The 20,029-nt window shown below is 66.6% G+C and carries 19 protein-coding genes and 1 pseudogene; 13 read left to right on the top strand and 7 right to left on the bottom strand.

Annotated elements, in window-relative coordinates:
- Both I5M_RS03635 and lpxK read left to right on the top strand, forming a co-directional pair.
- A partial coding sequence (locus tag I5M_RS03635; RefSeq protein WP_031335250.1) for a hypothetical protein occupies positions 1 to 366 on the top strand: 366 nt, incomplete at its 5' end.
- Positions 359 to 1,366, top strand: a complete 1,008-nt coding sequence (lpxK, locus tag I5M_RS03630) for a tetraacyldisaccharide 4'-kinase (RefSeq protein ID WP_022720158.1) — start codon at positions 359 to 361, stop codon at positions 1,364 to 1,366. The genes I5M_RS03635 and lpxK, both read left to right, overlap by 8 nt.
- Before the next feature lie 395 nt (positions 1,367 to 1,761).
- Here lpxK and I5M_RS03625 read toward each other — a convergent pair whose 3' ends face one another.
- Positions 1,762 to 1,989 (bottom strand): DUF2093 domain-containing protein, encoded by a 228-nt coding sequence (locus I5M_RS03625; protein WP_031335248.1) that lies wholly within the window; start codon positions 1,987 to 1,989, stop codon positions 1,762 to 1,764.
- A gap of 213 nt (positions 1,990 to 2,202) precedes the next feature.
- On the opposite strand from I5M_RS03625, the gene I5M_RS03620 reads away from it, so the two are divergent.
- The gene (locus I5M_RS03620) at positions 2,203 to 3,072 is read left to right on the top strand and encodes a dienelactone hydrolase family protein (RefSeq protein WP_022720156.1); all 870 of its coding nucleotides are present in this window, start codon (positions 2,203 to 2,205) and stop codon (positions 3,070 to 3,072) included.
- 18 nt (positions 3,073 to 3,090) lie between these two features.
- Here the strand turns inward: I5M_RS03620 and I5M_RS03615 are convergent, their stop codons facing one another.
- Positions 3,091 to 3,852 (bottom strand): SDR family oxidoreductase, encoded by a 762-nt coding sequence (locus I5M_RS03615; protein WP_022720155.1) that lies wholly within the window; start codon positions 3,850 to 3,852, stop codon positions 3,091 to 3,093.
- Between the two features lie 41 nt (positions 3,853 to 3,893).
- On the bottom strand, positions 3,894 to 5,099 hold the full coding sequence (locus I5M_RS03610) for an MFS transporter (protein WP_031335244.1): 1,206 nt from the start codon (positions 5,097 to 5,099) through the stop codon (positions 3,894 to 3,896).
- 94 nt (positions 5,100 to 5,193) lie between these two features.
- Here I5M_RS03610 and I5M_RS31175 point away from each other — a divergent pair.
- Positions 5,194 to 6,060, top strand: a pseudogene (locus tag I5M_RS31175) (LysR substrate-binding domain-containing protein); the annotation flags it as partial.
- A 27-nt stretch (positions 6,061 to 6,087) separates the two neighbouring features.
- Here I5M_RS31175 and xseA read toward each other — a convergent pair.
- Positions 6,088 to 7,701: an exodeoxyribonuclease VII large subunit gene (gene xseA, locus I5M_RS03595; protein ID WP_022720151.1), complete on the bottom strand. Its 1,614-nt coding sequence runs from the start codon at positions 7,699 to 7,701 to the stop codon at positions 6,088 to 6,090.
- 124 nt (positions 7,702 to 7,825) lie between these two features.
- Here xseA and I5M_RS03590 point away from each other — a divergent pair, with 124 nt between their 5' ends.
- The 5 genes from I5M_RS03590 (at position 7,826) to I5M_RS03570 (ending at position 12,175) form a co-directional block, all read left to right on the top strand.
- Positions 7,826 to 8,815 (top strand): alpha/beta hydrolase, encoded by a 990-nt coding sequence (locus I5M_RS03590; RefSeq protein ID WP_022720150.1) that lies wholly within the window; start codon positions 7,826 to 7,828, stop codon positions 8,813 to 8,815.
- Entirely contained in the window at positions 8,812 to 9,363 is a 552-nt protein-coding gene (locus I5M_RS03585) for a hypothetical protein (protein WP_022720149.1), read from the top strand. Before I5M_RS03590 ends, I5M_RS03585 begins: the two co-directional genes overlap by 4 nt.
- A gap of 2 nt (positions 9,364 to 9,365) precedes the next feature.
- Entirely contained in the window at positions 9,366 to 9,674 is a 309-nt protein-coding gene (locus tag I5M_RS03580) for a transcriptional regulator (RefSeq protein WP_031335242.1), read from the top strand.
- A gap of 90 nt (positions 9,675 to 9,764) precedes the next feature.
- Positions 9,765 to 11,048: a phosphoribosylamine--glycine ligase gene (gene purD / locus I5M_RS03575; RefSeq protein WP_022720147.1), complete on the top strand. Its 1,284-nt coding sequence runs from the start codon at positions 9,765 to 9,767 to the stop codon at positions 11,046 to 11,048.
- Between the two features lie 221 nt (positions 11,049 to 11,269).
- Positions 11,270 to 12,175 carry an alpha/beta fold hydrolase gene (locus tag I5M_RS03570; RefSeq protein WP_022720146.1) on the top strand — a complete coding sequence of 302 codons (906 nt, stop codon included), beginning with the start codon at positions 11,270 to 11,272 and terminating at the stop codon, positions 12,173 to 12,175.
- A gap of 9 nt (positions 12,176 to 12,184) precedes the next feature.
- Here the strand turns inward: I5M_RS03570 and I5M_RS03565 are convergent, their stop codons facing one another.
- Entirely contained in the window at positions 12,185 to 12,979 is a 795-nt protein-coding gene (locus I5M_RS03565; protein WP_031335240.1) for a L,D-transpeptidase, read from the bottom strand.
- A 296-nt stretch (positions 12,980 to 13,275) separates the two neighbouring features.
- Between I5M_RS03565 and I5M_RS03560 the strand changes: the two genes are divergently transcribed.
- Positions 13,276 to 14,061 carry a protein phosphatase CheZ gene (locus tag I5M_RS03560; RefSeq protein ID WP_022720144.1) on the top strand — a complete coding sequence of 262 codons (786 nt, stop codon included), beginning with the start codon at positions 13,276 to 13,278 and terminating at the stop codon, positions 14,059 to 14,061.
- 119 nt (positions 14,062 to 14,180) lie between these two features.
- Here the strand turns inward: I5M_RS03560 and I5M_RS03555 are convergent, their stop codons facing one another.
- Positions 14,181 to 15,386, bottom strand: a complete 1,206-nt coding sequence (locus tag I5M_RS03555; protein WP_022720143.1) for an MFS transporter — start codon at positions 15,384 to 15,386, stop codon at positions 14,181 to 14,183.
- 58 nt (positions 15,387 to 15,444) lie between these two features.
- Positions 15,445 to 15,963, bottom strand: coding sequence for a hypothetical protein (locus tag I5M_RS03550; RefSeq protein WP_022720142.1), 519 nt, complete (start codon positions 15,961 to 15,963; stop codon positions 15,445 to 15,447).
- A 305-nt stretch (positions 15,964 to 16,268) separates the two neighbouring features.
- Here I5M_RS03550 and groES point away from each other — a divergent pair, with 305 nt between their 5' ends.
- The 3 genes from groES (at position 16,269) to I5M_RS03535 (ending at position 19,746) form a co-directional block, all read left to right on the top strand.
- Positions 16,269 to 16,565 carry a co-chaperone GroES gene (gene groES / locus I5M_RS03545; RefSeq protein ID WP_022720141.1) on the top strand — a complete coding sequence of 99 codons (297 nt, stop codon included), beginning with the start codon at positions 16,269 to 16,271 and terminating at the stop codon, positions 16,563 to 16,565.
- A gap of 30 nt (positions 16,566 to 16,595) precedes the next feature.
- Positions 16,596 to 18,251: a chaperonin GroEL gene (groL, locus tag I5M_RS03540; RefSeq protein WP_022720140.1), complete on the top strand. Its 1,656-nt coding sequence runs from the start codon at positions 16,596 to 16,598 to the stop codon at positions 18,249 to 18,251.
- Positions 18,252 to 18,561: 310 nt separating this feature from the next.
- On the top strand, positions 18,562 to 19,746 hold the full coding sequence (locus I5M_RS03535; RefSeq protein ID WP_022720139.1) for a hypothetical protein: 1,185 nt from the start codon (positions 18,562 to 18,564) through the stop codon (positions 19,744 to 19,746).
- Positions 19,747 to 20,029: the final 283 nt, after the last annotated feature.

Genomic DNA, 20,029 nt, shown 5'->3' with positions numbered 1-20,029 from the left:
CTCGGCCTGTTCTACCGGCTGGCGCCGATCGTGTTCATGGGCGGCTCGCTGGTGCCGCACGGCGGCCAGAACCCGATCGAGGCGGTGAAGCTCGGCGCCGCCATCGTGCACGGGCCGCACGTCTCGAATTTCACCGACATCTATCGCGCCCTCGACGACGAAGGCGGCGCTGCCCAGGCCGACAGCACAGAGATGCTGGTGCGCCGCCTCGGGCTGCTTCTGTCAGACCAGAACGCGCGGTCGAGTTCGGTCGCCGCCGCGACGCGCGTGGTCGAACGGCTCGGCGGTGCGCTCGACCGCACGGTCGCGGCGCTCGAGCCTTATCTGCTGCAGTTGCAGATCGAACAAGGCGCTGCCAATGCGTGAGCCGCGCTTCTGGCAGGCTCGCTTTTCTCCGTCGTCCTTGCTGCTGCTGCCATTCGCCGTGATCTACGGCCAGATCGCCGCCGGGCGCATGCAACAGGACGGCATCGAAGCCGGCGTGCCGGTGATCTGCGTCGGCAACTATCACATGGGCGGCGCCGGCAAGACGCCGACCACGCTGGCGCTGGTCGAGTTGCTGCGCCGGCTCGGCGAAACCCCGGTCGTGCTGAGCCGCGGCTACGGTGGCCGCCTGCATGGGCCGATCGAAGTCGATCCGGCGAGCCACAGCGCGGCTGATGTCGGTGACGAGCCGCTGATGATGTCGACGCGCGTGCCCGTCGTGGTGGCGCGCGAGCGCATCGACGGCGCTGCGCTGGCCCGCGCCCGTGGCGCCAGCGTCATCGTGATGGACGACGGCTTCCAGAACCCGGCGCTGATCAAACATTTGTCGCTGATCGTCATCGACGCGCGGCGTGGCCTCGGCAACGGCCGCGGCTTTCCCGCCGGTCCGCTGCGGGCACCGCTGCGCTTGCAGATCGAACGCACCGACGCGCTGGTGGTGATCGGCGACGGACATGCGGCGGATGAAATCGCGGCGCGTGTCACAGACCAGGGCGGCGCCGTGCTACGCGCGCGCCTCGTGCCTGACGCGGCGACGCTGGAGGCGCTGCGCGGCCGCCGCGTCCTCGCCTTCGCAGGGATCGGCGATCCGACCAAGTTCTTCACGACGCTTCGCGACGGCGGCGTCGACGTCGTAACCGAAGGCGCCTTCGCCGATCACCATGCGTTTACAGCGGACGAAGTGCAGCAGCTCGCCGCGATCGCCAAGCGCGATCAGCTCACGCTCGTCACCACCGAAAAAGATCTCGCCCGCCTCGGCGCCGCTACGTCAACGCTGGGCGCGGACGTGATGACGCTACCGGTGAGCCTGAGCTTCGATGATGAAGCCACGTTGCGGTTATTGCTGCTCGACCGCATCAACAAAGTGCGGGCGAAGACGTAGTCCATCCGAAATTCCTCGTCATTGCGAGCCGAAGGCGAAGCAATCCAGCGCCGAGTACGTAGCTGGATTGCTTCGTCGCTCCGCTCCTCGCAACGACGGCTTGGCAGGGCTCGCGCTTAAAGAATGCCTACTCGCTCTTCTTCAACGACTGAGTCGTCATCCGGAGGTGCGAGCGCAGCGAGCCTCGAAGGATGCGGCTGCGCGTGCGGTGAAAGCCTCGGGTGCCTGTGGCCCATCCTTCGAGGCGAGCCCTTCGGGCTCGCACCTCAGGATGACGATGGGCTTTGGCAGAGTACCGCCTGAAATTACGTCATTGCGAGCGTAGCGAAGCAATCCAGCTCCGTGCACTCAACTGGATTGCTTGGTCGCTGCGCTCCTCGCAATGACGATGCAGCTCAGCCCCGCGCCTTCAGCGCTTCGGGATGATGCCGCTGCAACACCGCATCGGGAGTGGCGTAGGCCTCTTTGAGGTCGACGCTCCAATACTTCAGCTCGTCGAGCGGGATCTGCACGCCGGTGACGGCGCAGCGGACCCAGGTGCCGGGCGAGATTACCCGGAAGTCGCCATCGAGATATTGCACCTGGGCTTCGCCCGAGCCCGACGGGCCGAATTTATTGAGCACGGCTTGATCTCCTACCGCGGCCCCGGCGATCGACCGGCCGAGAACGCGCAAACACCGGTCCAAGAGATAGGCCGAATGCGCCGCCTTGCAAACCACCGAGTTGTGATGAATCGCGATTGCCGTGCATGGTAGTTTTCGAAACACCGGCCAGTTGCCGCCGCGGCGGGAATCCAGCGACCGAAATTCGCCTCGACCAAGACCCGGACTTCTACGATGTCCCCCAAATTGCTTCTGCCGATCGTGGCCGTGCTGCTGTCCGCCGCCGCGGCGATCGCCCAGCCGACCCTGACCGCAGTCAAAGCGACAAAGCCAGCGATGCAAGCGGCATCGGCGCTCGATGTCGAGATGGTCGATCTGCCCCGACAGGGCGGCGTGCTGCACGCGGCGCTGTACAAGCCGAGCGGCGACGGTCCGTTTCCCGCGGTCATTGCGCTGCACGGCTGCGATGGTCTCGGCGAACCGGTGAAGCGCCGCTATGCCGAATGGGCGGCGCGGCTGGTGCATTCCGGCCACGCGGTGCTGTGGCCGGACAGCTACGGCTCACGCGATATCGGTCCGCAATGCCACGCGAAGACCCGCCGCGTGCTGGCACGGCGCGAGCGGCTGGCCGATATCCTCACCGCCCGGCATTGGCTGGCAGAGCAGCCGTTCGTCATGCGCGAGCGAATCGGCCTGATCGGCTGGGACAACGGCGCCAGCGCCCTGCTCTGGGCGGTGCGGCCGCAGCTGATGCTCGCCAAAGGCGATCCCGACTTCCGCTCTGCCGTGGCGTTCTATCCGGACTGCCGGCTGTCATCGCGCTCAGGCTGGAGCGCGCGGACGCCGACGCTGGTGCTGATCGGCGGCAGCGACGACATCTCGTCGCCGCCGGCCTGCCGCGCCATGGTGGACGGCGCTCATGGCCGCAGCGCATTGGCGCAGCTCGTGGTCTATCCCGGCGCTTATCACGGCTTCGACATTCCCGAGGTGCCGCTGCATCTAACCAGCGCCGATCCGACCGAGCCCGGCCGCGGCCATATCGGCTCCGATCCGGCCGCCCGCCGCGACGCCGAGAAGCGCGTCGCGCATTGGCTGGGGCGGTGACGCTCGTCGCGCCAGCTGTTACTTGCCGCCGGTGACGTCGAGAAACGTATTGGTCACGAACGAGGCTTCGTCGCTGGCCAGCCATAGGATTCCGCGGGCGACTTCCTCGGGCTGACCGCCCCGCCCCATCGGGATCGTGTCTTTCACGCGATCGACCCGGCCCGGCTCACCGCCGCTGGCGTGCATGTCGGTGTAGATGTGGCCCGGGCGTACGCAGGCGACGCGGATGCCTTCGCGCGCCACTTCCTTGGCCAGACCGATCGTGAAGGTTTCGAGCGCGCCTTTGGAGGCTGCGTAGTCGACATATTCGTTGGGACTGCCGAGGCGAGCCGAGGCCGACGAGACGTTGATGATCACGCCGCCACGGCCGCCGTGACGATGCGACATTCGCCGGACCGCCTGCTGCGCGCACAGCATCGGGCCGATGCTGTTGACGGCAAAGATGCGCTGCATGCGCTCGAAGCCGAGATCCTCCAGCCGCGACTGCCGCATCAACATCGCGGCGTTGTTCACCAGCACGTCGATGCGTCCGAACTCCCGATCGATCGTGGCGAACAACGCGGCCACCTGCTCCGGGTCGGCGCTGTCGGCACGAACGGCCAGAGCGCGGCCGCCGGCGGCCTCGATATCCGCCACGACCGAAGCCGCGGCTGTCTGGTCGGAAACGTAACTAATCACGACGTCGTAGCCGCGAGCGGCAGCGAGGCGCGCGGCCGCGGCGCCGACGCCGCGGCTTCCACCGGTGATCAGAAACAGCGGAGCCTGAGAGTCAGTTGTCATGAGCCAATCTCGCTAGTGTGGAATAAAGCAGGAGGACGTCGTCACGTTGCGGTGGCACACGATGGACCAGGGCTACGCAGATACGGCCTCAGCATCATGACAAGCGGCACGATCAGCGCCGCTGTCGTGGCCGTCGCCAGCATGCCGGTGGTCTGGCTGGTGTGATCGCCGATGGCGCCGTAGATAATCGGTGCGACGCCGCCCGAACTGATGACGCTGGTGTAGAACACCGCGAAAGCGCGCCCGGTGTTTCCCGTCGTGAGTTCGGGCACCGTGCCGTACAGCACCGAAGAGGTGCCGTTGAGCACGATGCCGAGCAGCGGCAGCAGCACCAGCGTCGCCGGCAGAGGCGTGATCAGCGTTGCGGCGATCAGCACCGCGGTGGCGGCTTCGGTGACGACGACGCTGCCGACGACGCCGAAGCGTTCGCCGAGCCAGCCGCAGACCGCCTTGCCGAACGCGCCACCGATGAACAGCAGCGCCAAGGCGAGGCCGACGACCGGCGAGTCGCCGTGCTGCGTATGGATGAGGAAGGGCAGAAACAGCAGATAGCCCATGCGCGTCGCGGTATCGAGCGCACCGATAATCGTGAGGATGACGAAACCACCGCGCCCTTCGCCCGCCCGCGTCGGCTTTGCTTCCACCGACGCGACTCGCGTTGGCGCCAGCCGCATCAGCGCCGCAGCCGTGACGACGCCGAGCGCCGCCATCAGCGCCATGATCGGCCGCCACGCCAGCAGCGGTAGCAGCACGGCAACGAGCGCCGGCAGCATCGCTTTTCCCAGGTCACCAGAGAAATTGTAGATGCCGAGCGGCCGCCGCGCGTTTTCACCGTAGCTATCGGTGACCAGCAGCGAACCGCGCGGATGCTGGATGCTCGACCCCACGCCGGCGAGCAGCAGGCCGAGGCACAGACCGGCGAAGCCGAACGGCAGCGCGATGATCAGAAGGCCGGCCGCCGCCACAAGCGTCGACAGCACCAGCGCGGCCCGCGACGACAGGCTGCGGAGCGCCCGGTCGGCCGGAATCTGAAGGCCACCCATCGTCCCGGAATACAGCGCCCGGATGACGGCGAGCTCGGCGTAGGACAGTCCGAATTGGGCCTGCCAGACCGGCAGGAAGGCGTACAGCGCGTCGGTGTAGCCGTCGTGCAGGGCGTGGGCCGTGCACGCGGCTATCAACCCGCGGCGATCGCCCTGCGGTGCCGGAATACTCTGCGCCGCGTCGATGGGTGTGGCGATCTGCATGGCTGGCTTCATGACGGCCATAGACTAATCTGTGATTTTCTGGAGAATAGACAGGTACTTCTCACGTAACCCGTCAGCTTTTCTCACGAGTTAGATGCGCTCTGCCCTTCCATTGAATGCTCTGCGGGTCTTTGAAGTCGCCGCCCGGACCGGGAGCTATGCGGCTGCAGCAGCCGAACTCGGGCTGACACATGGCGCAGTCAGCCGTCAGATCGCCATCCTGGAGGACTGGCTCGGCCAACGGCTGTTCGCCCGTGCCGGTCGCCGCATGGTGGCGACACCGATCGCCAGCGTGTTCGCCGCCGAGGTACGACTGTCGTTCGACCGCATGGTCGCGGCGGCCGAGGCCTGCGGCCGGCCCGGCACGCGGCGCATCCTGCGTGTCAGCGCGCCGACCAGCCTGGCGATGCGCTGGCTGATTCCAAGGCTGGACCGCTTCCACGCGGCGCATCCGCAGATCGAGGTGGCGGTGACGACGGTGTCAACCGTGCAGGAGGAACTACGCGGCGGCTTCGACGTCGCGATCCGCCACGGCAAAGCCGGCGAAGGCGCCTGGCCGAATTTTCGCGTGCGGCCGCTGATCGACGACGTCGATACCCTGATCATGAGCCCGGCCCTGTTCGCACGGCAGCCAGTGCGGACGCCGGCCGACGTCGAGGCGCATGTCTGGCTGTCCAGCGAAACCCGACCGGGCGACTGGATCGACTGGCTCGAAGCCGCCGGGCTGTCGCATCTGGTCGGACGGCCCCGGCGCGTGTTCGACCATTTCTTCGTGACGCGGCAGGCGGTCGAGGACGGTCTTGGCCTCGGCATCGGCCCGTTGCCGATGCTCGACATCGATATCGCGGCGGGCCGGCTGATCACGCCGTTCCCCGATATACGCGTTCGCCGCACCGGCTATGTGGCGTTGACGGCGCACAATGCCGAGAAGACTGGACCGCTGCCGACGTTTCTCGCTTGGCTGTCAGAGGAAAAGCCGGGCCGCCGCTTAGAACAGCGAGCCCTGATCCACCGCTTTGGGCGTCCGCTTTGGCGCCGACTTGTGGACGACCGAGGGCTTGTCGGTCGCGGCGCCCGGCGGGCGCTCACCGTCCGCCGTGACGCCGACGCGGCCGTCGGCGAATTCCACGTTCAGCCGCGCGCCGGCGCCGACCGCGGCGGCAGCATGGACGGAACGGCCTTCGGCATCACGCACCAGCGCAAAGCCACGCGCGAGCACGCCACGATAGGACAGCGCGGTAAGTAGTTTTGCACTCGAGTCGAGCCGCGCCTGACGGCGATCGAGCAGCGTCACCAGCGCGCGGCGGGCGCGCTCGGCGAGACGCTGCAGGCGCTCCTGCTCGCGCGCGATGCGCATGCGCTGGGCCTGCTGATTTGCGAGCTTCGAGGCCTGAAGCCTTACTGCCAATCCCTCGAAACGTTCGCGGCGATGGCGCAGCGTGGCGCGGGCGCAGCGCTGCAGCTGCGTGCCTGATACTTCAAGGCGATGGGCGCTGTGGCTGACCTGGGCGCGCAGCACTTTCAGCGTCATGCCGGCCGCAGCCTGCGCGAAACGGCGGTGATGCGCATGCGTGTTGGCGCGCAGCGCGCGCGGCAGCGACGACGACGCGCCGTCGAGCCGTTGCCGCGGCAGCGCCAGCAGCTCACTCGCCGACGGCAGCGCCCGGGTGGCGGCGCGGAGTTCGTTGCGGCGGAAATCCTGGCCGCGCGACCAGCACGACAGCATCCGCCGCGCGTAACCCTGCACTTCGACGAACAGATCGGCGCGGACCGGCACGGCCATCTCGGCGGCCGCGGTCGGGGTCGGCGCGCGCTTGTCGGCGGCGAAATCGATCAGCGTCACGTCGGTTTCGTGGCCGACCGCGGAGATCAGCGGGATCATGCTGTCGGCCGCGGCGCGAACCACGATCTCCTCGTTGAACGACCACAGATCTTCCAGCGAGCCGCCGCCACGCGCGACGATCAGCAGCTCGGGCTGCGGGATCGGGCCGCCGGGCTCGAGCGCGTTGAAGCCGCGGATCGCGGCGGCGATCTGCTCGGCGGAGCCTTCGCCCTGCACCCGCACCGGCCACACCAGCACGCGGCGCGGAAAGCGGTCTTCGAGCCGATGCAAAATATCGCGGATCACAGCGCCGGTCGGCGAGGTGACGACACCGATGACTTCGGGCAGATACGGCAACAGCTGCTTGCGCGCCTCGTCGAACAGGCCTTCGGCGGCGAGCTTCTTCTTGCGCTCTTCCATCAAGGCCATCAGCGCGCCGACGCCGGCGGGCTCCAGCGACTCGATGACGATCTGATACTTCGACGAGCCCGGATAGGTGGTGAGCTTGCCGGTGGCGATGACCTCGAGGCCCTCCTGCGGCTTGAACCGCATCCGCCCGGCGACGCCCTTCCAGATCACCGCTTCGATCTTGGCGCTCTCGTCCTTCAGGGCGAAGTAGCAGTGCCCGGACGAATGCGGCCCGCGAAAGCCCGAAATCTCGCCGCGGACCCGGACATGCCCATAGGCGTCCTCGACCGTCCGCTTCAGCGCCTGCGACAGCTCCGAGACGGTGAATTCGGCGGTGTTGGACAGGGTTTCGGGGGCGAGCAGGCGGGCCATGCGATTCGATATCCTGGTTCGCCGGCAAGTTAGGGAATTGTGCCCCGGCCGCCAATCAAGCGTTGCGGACGTTTATACTCTATGATACAGAGTTCTCTATAAACAAATGAAACAGGAGGCTGGGATGGCTGTCGCTCGGACAATGCTGCGCATCGGGGTCTACGCTATGAGCGGGGTCGGACTGGCGGCGATTGCCGTGGCCGCCGCGATCACGGTGCCGGTGACGGCGCCGCCTCCCCTGGCCTCGATCGACAATGGCGCCCGCGCGGTCAATCGCAGCGGGATGCCGGCGCTGTCGCGGTTTCAGGCACGCGACGGCACCGAGCTGGCCTATCGCCGCTACAAGCCGCAGAAGGACGGCGTCCGCGAGGTGGCGATCGTCATTCACGGCTCGGCGGGCTCCAGCATCGCGGTGCATGCGCTGGCGCAGGCCCTGGCGGCGCGCGGCGTCGAGACCTTCGCGCCTGACATTCGCGGCCACGGCGGCTCCGGCACTCGCGGCGACATCGGCCATCGCGGCCAGCTCGCCGACGATTTCGCTGACCTCGTGGCGATGGTGCAGGCGGCGCGTCCGGGCGCGCCGCTGGTGCTGCTCGGCCATTCCTCCGGCGGCGGCTTCGCGCTGCGGATGGCGGGCTCGCCGGTCGGCCGGGCCTTCGCCCGCACCGTGCTGCTGGCGCCGTATCTCGGCTACCGCGAGGCAACCAACCGGCCGGGCAGCGGCGGCTGGGCGGCCCCCGACATGCCGCGCATCGTAGCTTTGCAGCTGCTGCAAAGCGCCGGCATCGCCTGCTGCGACCAGCTTCCCGTGATCGCCTTTGCGGTGCCGCCGGGGTCGGAGAAGTACGTCACCACGGCCTATTCGTTCCGGCTGCTGACCGGCTTTGGACCGAGCCGCGATTTCCGCTCCGACCTCGCCGGCGCCACCAGTCCGATCACCGCGATGATCGGCGCGGCCGATGAACTGATGCAGCCGGAGAACTACCAATCCACGCTGGGCGAGCGCGTCCAGGTCAAGCTGCTGCCGGGTGTCGATCACATGGGTATCGTCGCCGATCCGGCTGCGCTGTCGAGCATCGCCGATGTGGTGGTCGGCGCCGGAGCCGGCACGTGAGCAACATCGACGCCAAGCAGGCCGCAGAGGCGCTGTCGGATATCGAGGCGATCGTCCGGCGCGTCCGCCAGTCGCGGATCTACGACCTCACCAGCCTGATCCTGATGCAATGGGGCGCGCTGGTGTTGGCCGGTTACATCGTTTCCTATCTGTGGCCGCGCGCCGCCGGTTGGGTCTGGATCGCCGTCAACGTCGTCGGCGTCGCCGGCACCTTCGCCGTCGGGACGTTGGTACGCCGGCGCAGCGCCGTCGGATTCGACGCCCGCATTCCACTCGCGCTGCTGCTGTTTCTCGCGTTCGGTTATCTCAACTGCTACCTTGGTCATTTCGGACCGCGCGAGCTCGGCGTGTTCTGGCCGATCTACTTCATGACCGTCTACAGCATCGCCGGCCTGTGGGTCGGCCGCGCCTTCGTGATCATCGGCGTCGCCATCATTGCGCTGACGCTGATCGGCGACGTCTTCGTCGGCGATTGGTTCGAACTGTGGATGGCGGCCGTCAATGGCGGCGGCCTCATCCTCGGCGGCCTGTGGATGCGTCGGGACTGATCATGGCCGAGCTCGACGACATCATTCACCAGCCGCTGCGGCTGAAGATCATGGCGGCGCTGAACGCACTGCCGGAAGGCCAAGGCCTCGAATTCGTTCGCCTGAAGAAACTCACCGGCGCCACCGACGGCAATCTCGGCGCCCATATCGAGACGCTGGCGCGCGCCGCTTACGTCACCGTCGACAAGGCCTTCGTCGGCAAGAAGCCGCAGACCACGGTGACGGCGACGGCGTCGGGACGCGGTGCATTCGCCCGCCACGTCGCCAGCCTGCGCGAAATTATCGCCGGGGTGCCACCCGCGGAGACCTGACATATCCACATTGCGGCCCTGCCCGCGTTTCCTTGGCGCGGCCGCGTGGTAAACCTCGGCCAACAACAGGCTGCGGGCGGTCAGGCATCGATGAACATTCTGCTTCTGGGTTCGGGCGGGCGCGAACACGCGCTGGCGTGGAAGATCGCGGCGTCGCCGCTGGTGACCAAGCTATATTGCGCGCCGGGTAACGCCGGCATCGCCAAGGAAGCGACCTGCGTGGCGCTCGATGTCGCCGACCATGCGGCGGTGATCGCGTTCTGCAAGGCCAACGCGATCGACTTCGTCGTGGTCGGGCCCGAGGCGCCGCTCGCCGCCGGCATCGTCGACGATCTCGCCGCGGCCGGCATCAGGGCTTTCGGACCGAGCAGGAAGGCGGCGCAGCTCGAGGGCTCCAAGGGCTTCACCAAGGACCTGTGCAAGGCCCACGATATTCCGACCGCCGCCTATGAGCGCTTCAGCGATCCGGACGAGGCCAAGGCTTATATCCGCGTCCAGGGCGCGCCGATCGTGGTGAAGGCCGACGGCCTCGCCGCCGGCAAGGGCGTCGTCGTGGCGATGACGCTGAAAGAGGCCGAGGACGCTGTCGACATGATGTTCGGCGGCTCGCTCGGCTCGGCCGGCGTCGAAGTCGTGGTCGAGGATTTTCTGGTCGGCGAAGAGGCCTCGTTCTTCGTGCTGTGCGACGGCGACCACGCGCTGCCTCTCGCCACCGCCCAGGACCACAAGCGCGCCTATGACGGCGACAAGGGACCCAACACCGGCGGCATGGGCGCCTACTCGCCGGCGCCGGTGATGACCGACGCGATTTGCAAGCAGGCGATGAATCGCATCATCACGCCGACGCTGAAAGCCATGAAGGCGATGGGCGCGCCATTTAAGGGCGTGCTGTTCGCCGGACTGATGATCACCGAGGATGGTCCGCAGCTGATCGAATACAACGTCCGCTTCGGCGATCCCGAATGTCAGGTCCTGATGCTGCGGCTGAAAGACGATATCGTGCCGGCGCTGCTCGCCTGTGCCGACGGCCAGCTCGCGCATATGAGCCTGCGTTGGCATGACGACCCGGCGCTCACCGTGGTGATGGCCGCCAAGGGTTATCCGGGCAGCTACGAGAAGGGCACCCGCATCGCCGGCCTGGACCGCGCCGAGAAAATTTCCGGCGTGCAGATTTTTCACGCCGGCACGGTGGCGTCGGGCGACTGGATCCTGGCCAATGGCGGCCGCGTGCTCGCCGTCACCGCGTCGGCCAAGACCGTCGCCGAAGCCCAGCGCCGCGCCTACGAGGCGATCGGCGTCATCAACTGGCCGGAGGGCTTCTGCCGTCGCGACATCGGCTGGCAGGCCGTGGCGCGGGAACGCCGGGGGAAGTAGTTCGTTTTGGCGGGGGACCTGCATCCTGCTCGGCGCGCCCCCTCTCCCGCTTGCGGGAGAGGGCTGGGGTGAGGGCGAGCCGAGCACAGAGGCCACGTAGTTCGGAGACTCAGCTTCCCCCACCCGGATCGCTGACGCGATCCGACCTCCCCCGCAAGCGGGAGAGGTTGCGCCGACTGCGTCGCTTCGCTGTGCCAAATTAACAAGGGAGAACCCCGCCGATGCCCGATCTTGCCGACTTGTTTCCGGGCTTCGGCTCGGAGTGGATCAACACTTCCTCCGGACGGATTTTCGCGCGCACTGGCGGCGAAGGGCCGCCGTTGTTGTTGCTGCATGGATTCTCCGAGACACACGTGATGTGGCACCGGGTGGCCCCGGAGCTGGCGAAGCAGTTCAAGCTGATCATCGCCGACCTGCCCGGCTATGGCTGGTCCGACATGCCGGAGAGCGACGACGAGCACACGCCTTACACCAAGCGGGCGATGGCGCAGCAGCTGATCGAGGCGATGGAGCAGCTCGGCCATGTCCGGTTCGGCCTCGCCGGCCATGATCGCGGCGGTCGTGTCAGCTATCGGCTGGCGCTCGATCATCCCGGCCGGCTGACTAAGCTGGCGACGCTCGATATCCTGCCGACCTACGAATACTGGCAGCGCATGGACCGGCGCTACGCGCTCAAGGTGTATCACTGGAGCTTCCTGGCGCAGCCGGCGCCGCTGCCCGAGACGCTGATCGGAGCCGCGCCGGACTTCTTCCTGAAGAACAAGCTGGCGAGCTGGGCGAAGGCGCACGATCTGTCGTGCTTCGATCCGCGCGCGCTCGAACATTATCTGGCGCCGTTCCGCGATCCGATGCGGCTGCACGCGATGTGCGAGGACTATCGCGCCGGCGCGTTCGCGGATTTCGAGCACGACAAGGCAGACCTCGAGGCCGGCCGCAAGATCGAAGTGCCGATGCTGGCGCTGTGGGGCGATGCCGGCATCGCGCAGTCCGCCGCGACGCCGCTCGATACCTGGAAGAAGTGGGCCAAGGATGTCCAAGGCCAGCCGGTGAATTCAGGGCACTTCCTCACCGAGGAAGCGCCGGACGAGACCGCGAAAGCGCTGCTCGCGTTCTTCGCGGCCTCGTAGCAGCTCCGATCAGATCACCACCACGCGCGCGCCGACGCTGACGCGGCCGTACAGATCGATGACGTCCTCGTTGCGCATCCGGATGCAGCCGGACGACACGTTGGTGCCGATCGTCCACGGTTCGTTGGAGCCGTGGATGCGATACAGCGTCGAGCCCAGATACATCGCGCGGGCGCCGAGCGGATTATCCGGACCGCCCGCCATGTGGCGCGGCAGATCCGGACGTCGCTGCAGCATCTCCTTCGGCGGCGTCCAATCCGGCCACTCGCGTTTCGCGGTGATGGTCTTGACGCCCGACCAAGTGAAGCCCGGCTTGCCGACGCCGACGCCGTAGCGCAGCGCCTTGCCGTCGCCCTGCACCAGGTACAAGAACTTGTTGGGCGTATCGATCACGATGGTGCCAGGCTTCTCCTTGCCGGAGTACTCGACCATCTGCTTCTCGTAGATCGGATCCATGCCGGGCTGCGCCGGCTCGATTGCGCTTTGCGCACCGGCATCCGGCGCCATCGGCGGCAGATAGCGGCCGCGCGGCTGGTCCTGGTAAGCGCCGGGGTCCTGCTGGTAGCGCGCCGGCGGCTGGGCGTCGCCGTCGCTGAACAAGAACTCGATGAAGCCGCCGCCCATATTGGAGCGCGCGGACGCCATCCGCACCGGTTGCGGCTGTTGCTGCTGCGCGTAGATCAAGCCCGGCGCGGCGGCCGGCATCGCCTCCTGCCGCATCAATTCCTGGGCGGAGGCGAGTTGCACGCCGGCCACGAGGCAGGACGCGCTGGTGAGAAACGAAAGTGTGGCTTTCCTGATCATCGACGTACTCTGCACTGTTTCGTCGGGGACGCGTCGGCACGCATCCGGTGAACGCAACGGATCAGAAACCAAAACCCGATCGGTTTGGTAAACGCGGACGCCGATCGGATTCACCACGAAGACATTCGCAGCAGTTAGTTGTTGGTAGCGTTTACAACGGGTGAACGCGCGGGCCTCATGGTTAACAGGCGGTCACCGCGAATCCGCAGTTAGTTTACGAGTCAGTTCCGGCGTGAAACGCGTCGTTAAAGGAATGGCTTTACGTAGTTGTGAAGCAAGAACTTTGGGAACCGCCGATGTCGCTTCAACGCAAACGCTTCCGCATCGAAGAACTCACGGCCGGCGCGCCGCTGCTCGCGCCCCTCGACTGCGGCGAGTCCGGCCCGAGCAATCGGGACATCATGGCGGAGCTACGCGCTATCCGCAGCCAGATCGTCGGGATGGCGGCGAGCGGCGGCGGAAGTATCGCAATCGGGGCCAGCCAGATCGCCTCCACGACAGCCGAAGAGGCAGAAGAGATGAAGGCGCTGCTGGCGAGCTACAAGGCTCAGGTCGAGCAGTGCGAAAAGCTCAAGGTCGAACTCGACCTGATCCACAACGCGATCGACCAGACCAAGCGCGAAATCGCGGTGCTGCACACCAAGAGCTTCAACGGCGAAGAGATGGCCAAGGTCAACGGCGAACTCGGCGCCGTGGTCGGCGGCACCGAAGAAGCGACCCAGCAGATCCTCGAAGCCGCGGAAGCGATCGACCAGGCCGCCACCGCGCTCGCCAAGGTCGACTCGCCCGATCAGCGCAAGGCGCTGAGCGAAGAGATCCAGGAGCGCGTGATCTCGATCTTCGAAGCCTGCAACTTCCAGGACCTCACCGGCCAGCGCATCAGCAAGGTGATGACCACGGTGAAGTTCATCGAGCATCACATCGTCACCATGATGGAGATCTGGGGCGGCGTCGACGAGATCAAGTCGCACGCTCCTCCGGTCGTCGACACCCGCGAGGGCGACGCCAAGCTGCTCAACGGCCCCAAGCTCGACGACGACGGCCACGCCTCGCAGGACGACATCGACGCGATGTTCAACTGATCGGCGTTTGATCGATCAGGCGCGTAGGGTGGCGCTGAGCGCAGCGAAGCCCACGCGCCACAGTCGCCGGCGTCGCGTGGGCACGGCGCTTCGCGCCTTTGCCCACCCTACAGTTGAAGCTACCGCCGCGCGGCGCGCGGCGGTCGCAGCGCCATGAAGCAGCCGACCCCGGCCAAGGCCGCCGCCATCCCGACCTCGATCACCGCGGCGTCGGAAAACCGCTCCACCGCTGCCGCCACGATGAACGGCGCCGATGCCTGAACGAACAGCGCCGGCCGGGCGATGCGGCCGATGACCCGGCCATAGCCCTGCGGGCCGAACATCAACAGCGGCAGGCTGCCGCGGGCGATCGTCATGACGCCGTTGGCGGCGCCGAAGGCGATGCAGAACAGCCCCGCCACCGGCACCGATACTCCGACAAAGGCCAGCAGCGCGAACGCACTCGCCATCAGGGCGACCGCGCCGCGGGCGATCCAGAGTGGGTGAATGCGCCCGGCCATCAGAAAATCGATCAGCCGGGCCACCACCTGGGACGGGCCGAAGAGCGCACCGAGCATCACCGCCGTGCCGGATGCCAGACCGCCGCGCTCCAGCGCGGCCAACAGGTTCGAGGTGACACCGGACAGGATGAAGGCGTGCAATGCGAAGCCGGCTGCCATCAGGATGAACACACGTCCTTCCGGTCGCAGCGGCTCGTCCGGCACCAGATGCGGCGATGACTCGACCGGTGCCGTATCGAGTGCGCGCTGGCGTGGCAGCGCCAAACCATGCAGCGGCGCCACCACCAGTACCATCACCGCAGCGAAGACATAATAGGTGCCGCGCCAACCGACATGTTCGAGCAACAGATGGTTCGCCCGCCAGCCGCCCGTCGAGGCGAAGCCGCCCGCGAACCTGACGAAGGTGATCTGCCGCCGGGCCGAAGCGCCGAACAGCCGCCCCAGCGTGGCGAAGGCTGGATCGTAGAGGCTCGTCGCCATGGCGGCGCCGAGCAGTGCCCAGCCGGCAAAATACAGCGGCAGCGAGTCCTGGCCCGCCACCATGACGAAGCCGAGCGCACCGGCGAGCGCGCCCGGCGCCATCACCACATTGCCGCCGTGGCGATCGATCAGGCCGCCGACGATCGGCGACAGAATGCCGGAGAACACCAGCGCGAGCGAGAATCCCGCCATGCCGGACGCCAGCGACCAGCCCCGGGCGGCCACCAGATGCGGCATCACCAGCACCGGCGGGTAGATCAGCATGCCCCAGCACAGAATCTGGGTAACGGCGAGAACGACGACCGCGCGGTTCGGGCCGGCGAGCAGGCGGCGCAGCGCGATCATCGGGTCATGATCATCCGATCATGGCATCGCCGCTCAGCCGTTTTAAGATCGGCTTGGATCAAGGCCGCGGCGCGCAGCGCACATAGACCATGTAGCCGTAGCGGGTGGCCGCGTCCTTATCGACGAAGCGGGTGATCATCACCCGGCCGTTGAACGAGATGATCTCGCGATCCTGGTCGCCGATCGGGCCGGCGGGGCCGATATAGTTCTTGCCGCCGGTGGAGCCCTTCAGCCGCAATTCCTGCGGGGTCGCCTGGTCGGCCAGATGCATGATGACGCCGCCGGTCGGGCCGGCGCCGATCACGTAGGGATTCTTGCACTGGTCCAGCGCCGCCTTCTCGGTGCGGGCGCGGTCGGCCTGGTTGAGATAAGACGCCAATCCCCAGCGGCCGACGATCTCCTCGGAGCGAATCGTCGCCGGAATTTCCGGCGGCGCCGCTGGCTCCTGCACGGCCGCCGGCTCGGAATTACCGAAGCCGCTGAACCCGCCAAAGCTGCCGCACGCGCCGAGGCCGAGCGCCATAAGCGAGGCGATCCCCAGATTGAGAGGCGCGCGCGTGTGACGTGAATGAAGCATGATTTCTCCCCGAGCGAAGTGTCCCCGCGCCCATCGCCGCAGACAACCGCAAAACGTCCCACCAAGCAATGCGGTCAATTCAATGACGGCGGTGCTCCAATCGGCAGCCGCAGCATGTCATGGCATGGTCACCAAGGCCTTAAAAGCGCGAACTCGGCGGCCGTCAGCTTGACAAGAACCGATGCCAAGCCATATTTCGGCGCTCGATTAGCACTCATCCAGGACGATTGCCAACAGCGGACGACGACCAGACCGCATCGCTCCTGCGCATCGACCGAAGCCTTCCCCAACCGACAGGAACTCCCATGGCCAAGCTCAACTTCCGTCCCTTGCACGACCGCGTCGTGGTGAAGCGCGTCGACGCCGAGACCAAGACCAAGGGTGGCATCATCATCCCGGACACCGCCAAGGAAAAGCCCCAGGAGGGCGAGGTGGTCGCCGTCGGCCCGGGCGGCCGCGACGAAGCCGGCAAGCTGATCCCGATCGACCTCAAGGTCGGCGACCGCGTGCTGTTCGGCAAGTGGAGCGGCACCGAGATCAAGCTCGACGGTCAGGAAATGCTGATCATGAAAGAGTCCGACATCATGGGCGTCGTCGGCTGATCGCCACGCACCTCATTCAGGAGAGATTAGATGGCAGCCAAAGACGTTAAATTCGCTGGCGATGCGCGCGACCGGATGCTGCGCGGCGTCGACGTTCTCGCCAACGCGGTCAAGGTCACGCTCGGCCCCAAGGGTCGCAACGTGCTGATCGAGAAGAGCTTCGGCGCTCCGCGCATCACCAAGGACGGCGTCACCGTCGCCAAGGAGATCGAGCTCGACGACAAGTTCGAGAACATGGGCGCGCAGATGCTGCGCGAGGTCGCGTCCAAGACCAACGACCTCGCCGGTGACGGCACCACCACCGCCACCGTGCTGGCCCAGGCCATCGTCCGCGAGGGCGGCAAGTCGGTCGCCGCCGGCATGAACCCGATGGATCTGCGCCGCGGCATCGAGATCGCCGTCGCCGCGGTGGTCAAGGACATCCAGAAGCGCGCCCGTCCGGTCGCCTCCTCGGCCGAAATCGCCCAGGTCGGCACTATCTCGGCCAACGGCGACGCGCCGATCGGCAAGATGATCGCTCAGGCGATGCAGAAGGTCGGCAACGAAGGCGTCATCACGGTCGAAGAGAACAAGTCGCTCGAGACCGAAGTCGACATCGTCGAGGGCATGAAGTTCGATCGCGGCTATCTGTCGCCCTACTTCGTCACCAACGCCGAGAAGATGACCGCGGAACTCGACGACGCCTACGTGCTGCTGCACGAGAAGAAGCTGTCGGGCCTGCAGGCGATGCTGCCGGTGCTCGAAGCCGTGGTGCAGTCGGGCAAGCCGCTGCTGATCATTTCCGAAGACGTCGAAGGCGAAGCGCTGGCGACCCTGGTCGTCAACCGTCTGCGCGCCGGCCTCAAGGTCGCCGCCGTCAAGGCACCGGGCTTTGGCGATCGCCGCAAGGCGATGCTGGAAGACATCGCCATCCTGACCGGCGGTCAGCTGATCTCCGAAGAGCTCGGCATCAAGCTCGAAGGCGTCACGCTGAAGATGCTCGGCCGCGCCAAGAAGGTGGTGATCGACAAGGAGAACACCACCATCGTCGGCGGCGCCGGCAAGAAGCCGGACATCGAGGCCCGCGTCTCGCAGATCAAGGCGCAGATCGAGGAAACCACCTCGGACTACGACCGTGAGAAGCTGCAGGAGCGTCTCGCCAAGCTGGCCGGCGGCGTCGCGGTGATCCGCGTCGGCGGCGCCACCGAGGTCGAGGTCAAGGAGAAGAAGGACCGTGTCGAGGACGCGCTCAACGCGACCCGCGCTGCGGTTCAGGAAGGCATCGTGCCGGGCGGCGGCGTCGCTTTGCTGCGCGCCAAGAAGGCCGTCGGCCGCATCAGCAACGACAATGCCGACGTCCAGGCCGGCATCAACATCGTGCTGAAGGCGCTCGAAGCCCCGATCCGCCAGATCGCCGAGAACGCCGGCGTCGAAAGCTCGATCGTGGTCGGGCAGATCCTCGAGAACAAGTCGGAGACCTTCGGCTTCGACGCCCAGAGCGAAGAGTATGTCGACATGCTCGCCAAGGGCATCGTCGATCCCGCCAAGGTCGTCCGCACCGCGCTGCAGGACGCCTCCTCGGTGGCCTCGCTGCTGGTCACCACCGAAGCGATGGTGGCCGAGCTGCCGAAGGCCGACGCGCCGGCGATGCCGGGCGGTGGCGGCGGCATGGGAGGAATGGGCGGCATGGGTGGCATGGGCTTCTAAAGCCCGGCGCTCCCCGCCTTCTCGTTCGATTGTTTCAAGGCCGCCTTCGGGCGGCCTTGTTCGTTTGGGGGATAGCTTCTCGAGCCGCTTGCTGCTCGCTGTCGTGGATCACAGCGCTCGCCCCAACTGACCACGTCCTCGCCCGCGAAAGCGGGCGAGGACGTCTGTGGATGGTGGGCCCTCGCGGATCGCCTCGCTTCCCAAAGCTGTTTTTCTCCGCCCTCGCCGCCCGATCTGCTACTCAGCCTTGGTTCGGATTCATTTCGAATCGACAAGCCTTAGCCTGCGAATCCTGCCGGGGAATCATTCGATGCGTGCGATCCTGTTCAGCCTGCTGATGCTGCTGCCTGCGACCGATCTGGCTCGCGCGCAAACCAAAGCCACACCGAAATCCGCCACGCCGACGAGCGAGACGCGGTACTTCACCGCGATCGACGGCTTCATGGACGGCGCCGACGTCATCCTGAAGGAAACTCGGCAAGGCAAGGCCGTCAGCGCTGCCACCCTCGACGTCTGCTACATGCCCAAGGGCAGCGACAGTCGCGATCGTTTTGTCGCGACACTCCATGTCGACGGCCAGACGCTGACCGGAACCACTCAGAGCCTCGGCAGCAAGACGCCGGTGACGGTGAAGCTGACCCGCAAGCCCAACGGCGAGATGTTCGACTTCAAGGGTCAAGTGGGCGTCGGCACCACCACTTACGACATCGCCTCGAGCGAGAATTCCGATCTCAGTGAGAAGGAATTCCAAGACAACCAGACGACCGAGGACAGCATCGCCGCTGCGCCGAAGGATTTCACCGAGGTCTCGCCCGAGGCGGTCGGCGTACGGGTCAGCCTCGAAGCGGCCTCGGACTTCCTGAAGACGCTGCGCGGCCAGAATGTCGACGTGTCGCTGTCCAGCCTCGACGTCGGCTGCGACTCGCTGCGCTCAGGTTCGATGGTCATCAACCTGTCGGTCGATCCGGAGCGCGCCGCTGCGGTCATCGCCAAAGCCAAGGCGTTCCCCGGCGTCACCGCGGCCGGCTGGACCAACGGCATGGTCGACATGGACCGCACGATCCTGTTCCCGGCGCAGGGCTACCGCGACGGCGGCAAGCTCGACCGCGACAAGATCGCCACCCTGGTGGCGGCCGCCTTGTCGCAATCGCTGAATGCCAAGCTGTCGGCCCAGGCCTTCGACGAGAATACCGGCAAGCTGAAGCTGACGTTGAAGCGGCCGAGCACCACGTTTCCGGCGCTGCAGCTCACCGACACGATCGAGGTCGAGGCCCTGCTGAGCGCCGACCGCCCCGGCAGCACCGACAAGCTGATGCTGTGGGTCGGCAGCCCGTCGATCACCACCACGGACGAGAATGCCGCGAAGCTGTCGCTACGCGACGACTCGACGAATGACGAAGAAGCCGAGCAGCCGAGCGACGGCGGCGCCCTGGCCGCGCTCACCAAGGAGCTCAAGGGTCAGCGCTGGGATTCGGAAACCTCGACCTGGCAATAAGCCGGGCTCCCGTCGCGGCAACGAACCATTCATCGTTCTGAACGGTGACGCTGCTGGATCAGAACCGGGGAACCTCGGTTTAAGGTCTGGCATGTGAAGCTGCGGCACAAACGCCCAGGAAACGCGGGCTTTTGGTTTGACGCGTTGGATTCGCGCGAACCGAACACGCTATGGAATGACGGGGTTCGTCCTGAATGACGCGCTACGACGCAGTGGTGATCGGCGCCGGGCTCGGCGGCTTGACCGCGGGCGCCATTCTGGCGCGCGCCGGCCGCAAGGTGCT

The sequence above is a fragment of the Rhodopseudomonas sp. B29 genome (assembly GCF_000333455.1).
In the GTDB taxonomy this organism is placed as follows: domain Bacteria; phylum Pseudomonadota; class Alphaproteobacteria; order Rhizobiales; family Xanthobacteraceae; genus Rhodopseudomonas.
Note: the sequence above shows the minus strand (reverse complement) of the source record. Positions and strands in the feature narration are given on the sequence as shown.

Bases quoted from the DNA above. Each gene is read 5' to 3' on its own strand.
- groES (WP_022720141.1), top strand. From the start codon at position 16,269: ATGGCCAAGCTCAACTTCCGTCCCTTGCACGACCGCGTCGTGGTGAAG.
- I5M_RS03535 (WP_022720139.1), top strand. From the start codon at position 18,562: ATGCGTGCGATCCTGTTCAGCCTGCTGATGCTGCTGCCTGCGACCGAT.
- I5M_RS03610 (WP_031335244.1), bottom strand. From the start codon at position 5,099: ATGCAGATCGCCACACCCATCGACGCGGCGCAGAGTATTCCGGCACCG.
- I5M_RS03615 (WP_022720155.1), bottom strand. From the start codon at position 3,852: ATGACAACTGACTCTCAGGCTCCGCTGTTTCTGATCACCGGTGGAAGC.
- I5M_RS03570 (WP_022720146.1), top strand. From the start codon at position 11,270: ATGCCCGATCTTGCCGACTTGTTTCCGGGCTTCGGCTCGGAGTGGATC.
- I5M_RS03580 (WP_031335242.1), top strand. From the start codon at position 9,366: ATGGCCGAGCTCGACGACATCATTCACCAGCCGCTGCGGCTGAAGATC.
- lpxK (WP_022720158.1), top strand. From the start codon at position 359: ATGCGTGAGCCGCGCTTCTGGCAGGCTCGCTTTTCTCCGTCGTCCTTG.
- I5M_RS03565 (WP_031335240.1), bottom strand. From the start codon at position 12,979: ATGATCAGGAAAGCCACACTTTCGTTTCTCACCAGCGCGTCCTGCCTC.
- I5M_RS03590 (WP_022720150.1), top strand. From the start codon at position 7,826: ATGGCTGTCGCTCGGACAATGCTGCGCATCGGGGTCTACGCTATGAGC.
- purD (WP_022720147.1), top strand. From the start codon at position 9,765: ATGAACATTCTGCTTCTGGGTTCGGGCGGGCGCGAACACGCGCTGGCG.
- I5M_RS03560 (WP_022720144.1), top strand. From the start codon at position 13,276: ATGTCGCTTCAACGCAAACGCTTCCGCATCGAAGAACTCACGGCCGGC.
- groL (WP_022720140.1), top strand. From the start codon at position 16,596: ATGGCAGCCAAAGACGTTAAATTCGCTGGCGATGCGCGCGACCGGATG.
- I5M_RS03620 (WP_022720156.1), top strand. From the start codon at position 2,203: ATGTCCCCCAAATTGCTTCTGCCGATCGTGGCCGTGCTGCTGTCCGCC.
- xseA (WP_022720151.1), bottom strand. From the start codon at position 7,701: ATGGCCCGCCTGCTCGCCCCCGAAACCCTGTCCAACACCGCCGAATTC.
- I5M_RS03550 (WP_022720142.1), bottom strand. From the start codon at position 15,963: ATGCTTCATTCACGTCACACGCGCGCGCCTCTCAATCTGGGGATCGCC.
- I5M_RS03555 (WP_022720143.1), bottom strand. From the start codon at position 15,386: ATGATCGCGCTGCGCCGCCTGCTCGCCGGCCCGAACCGCGCGGTCGTC.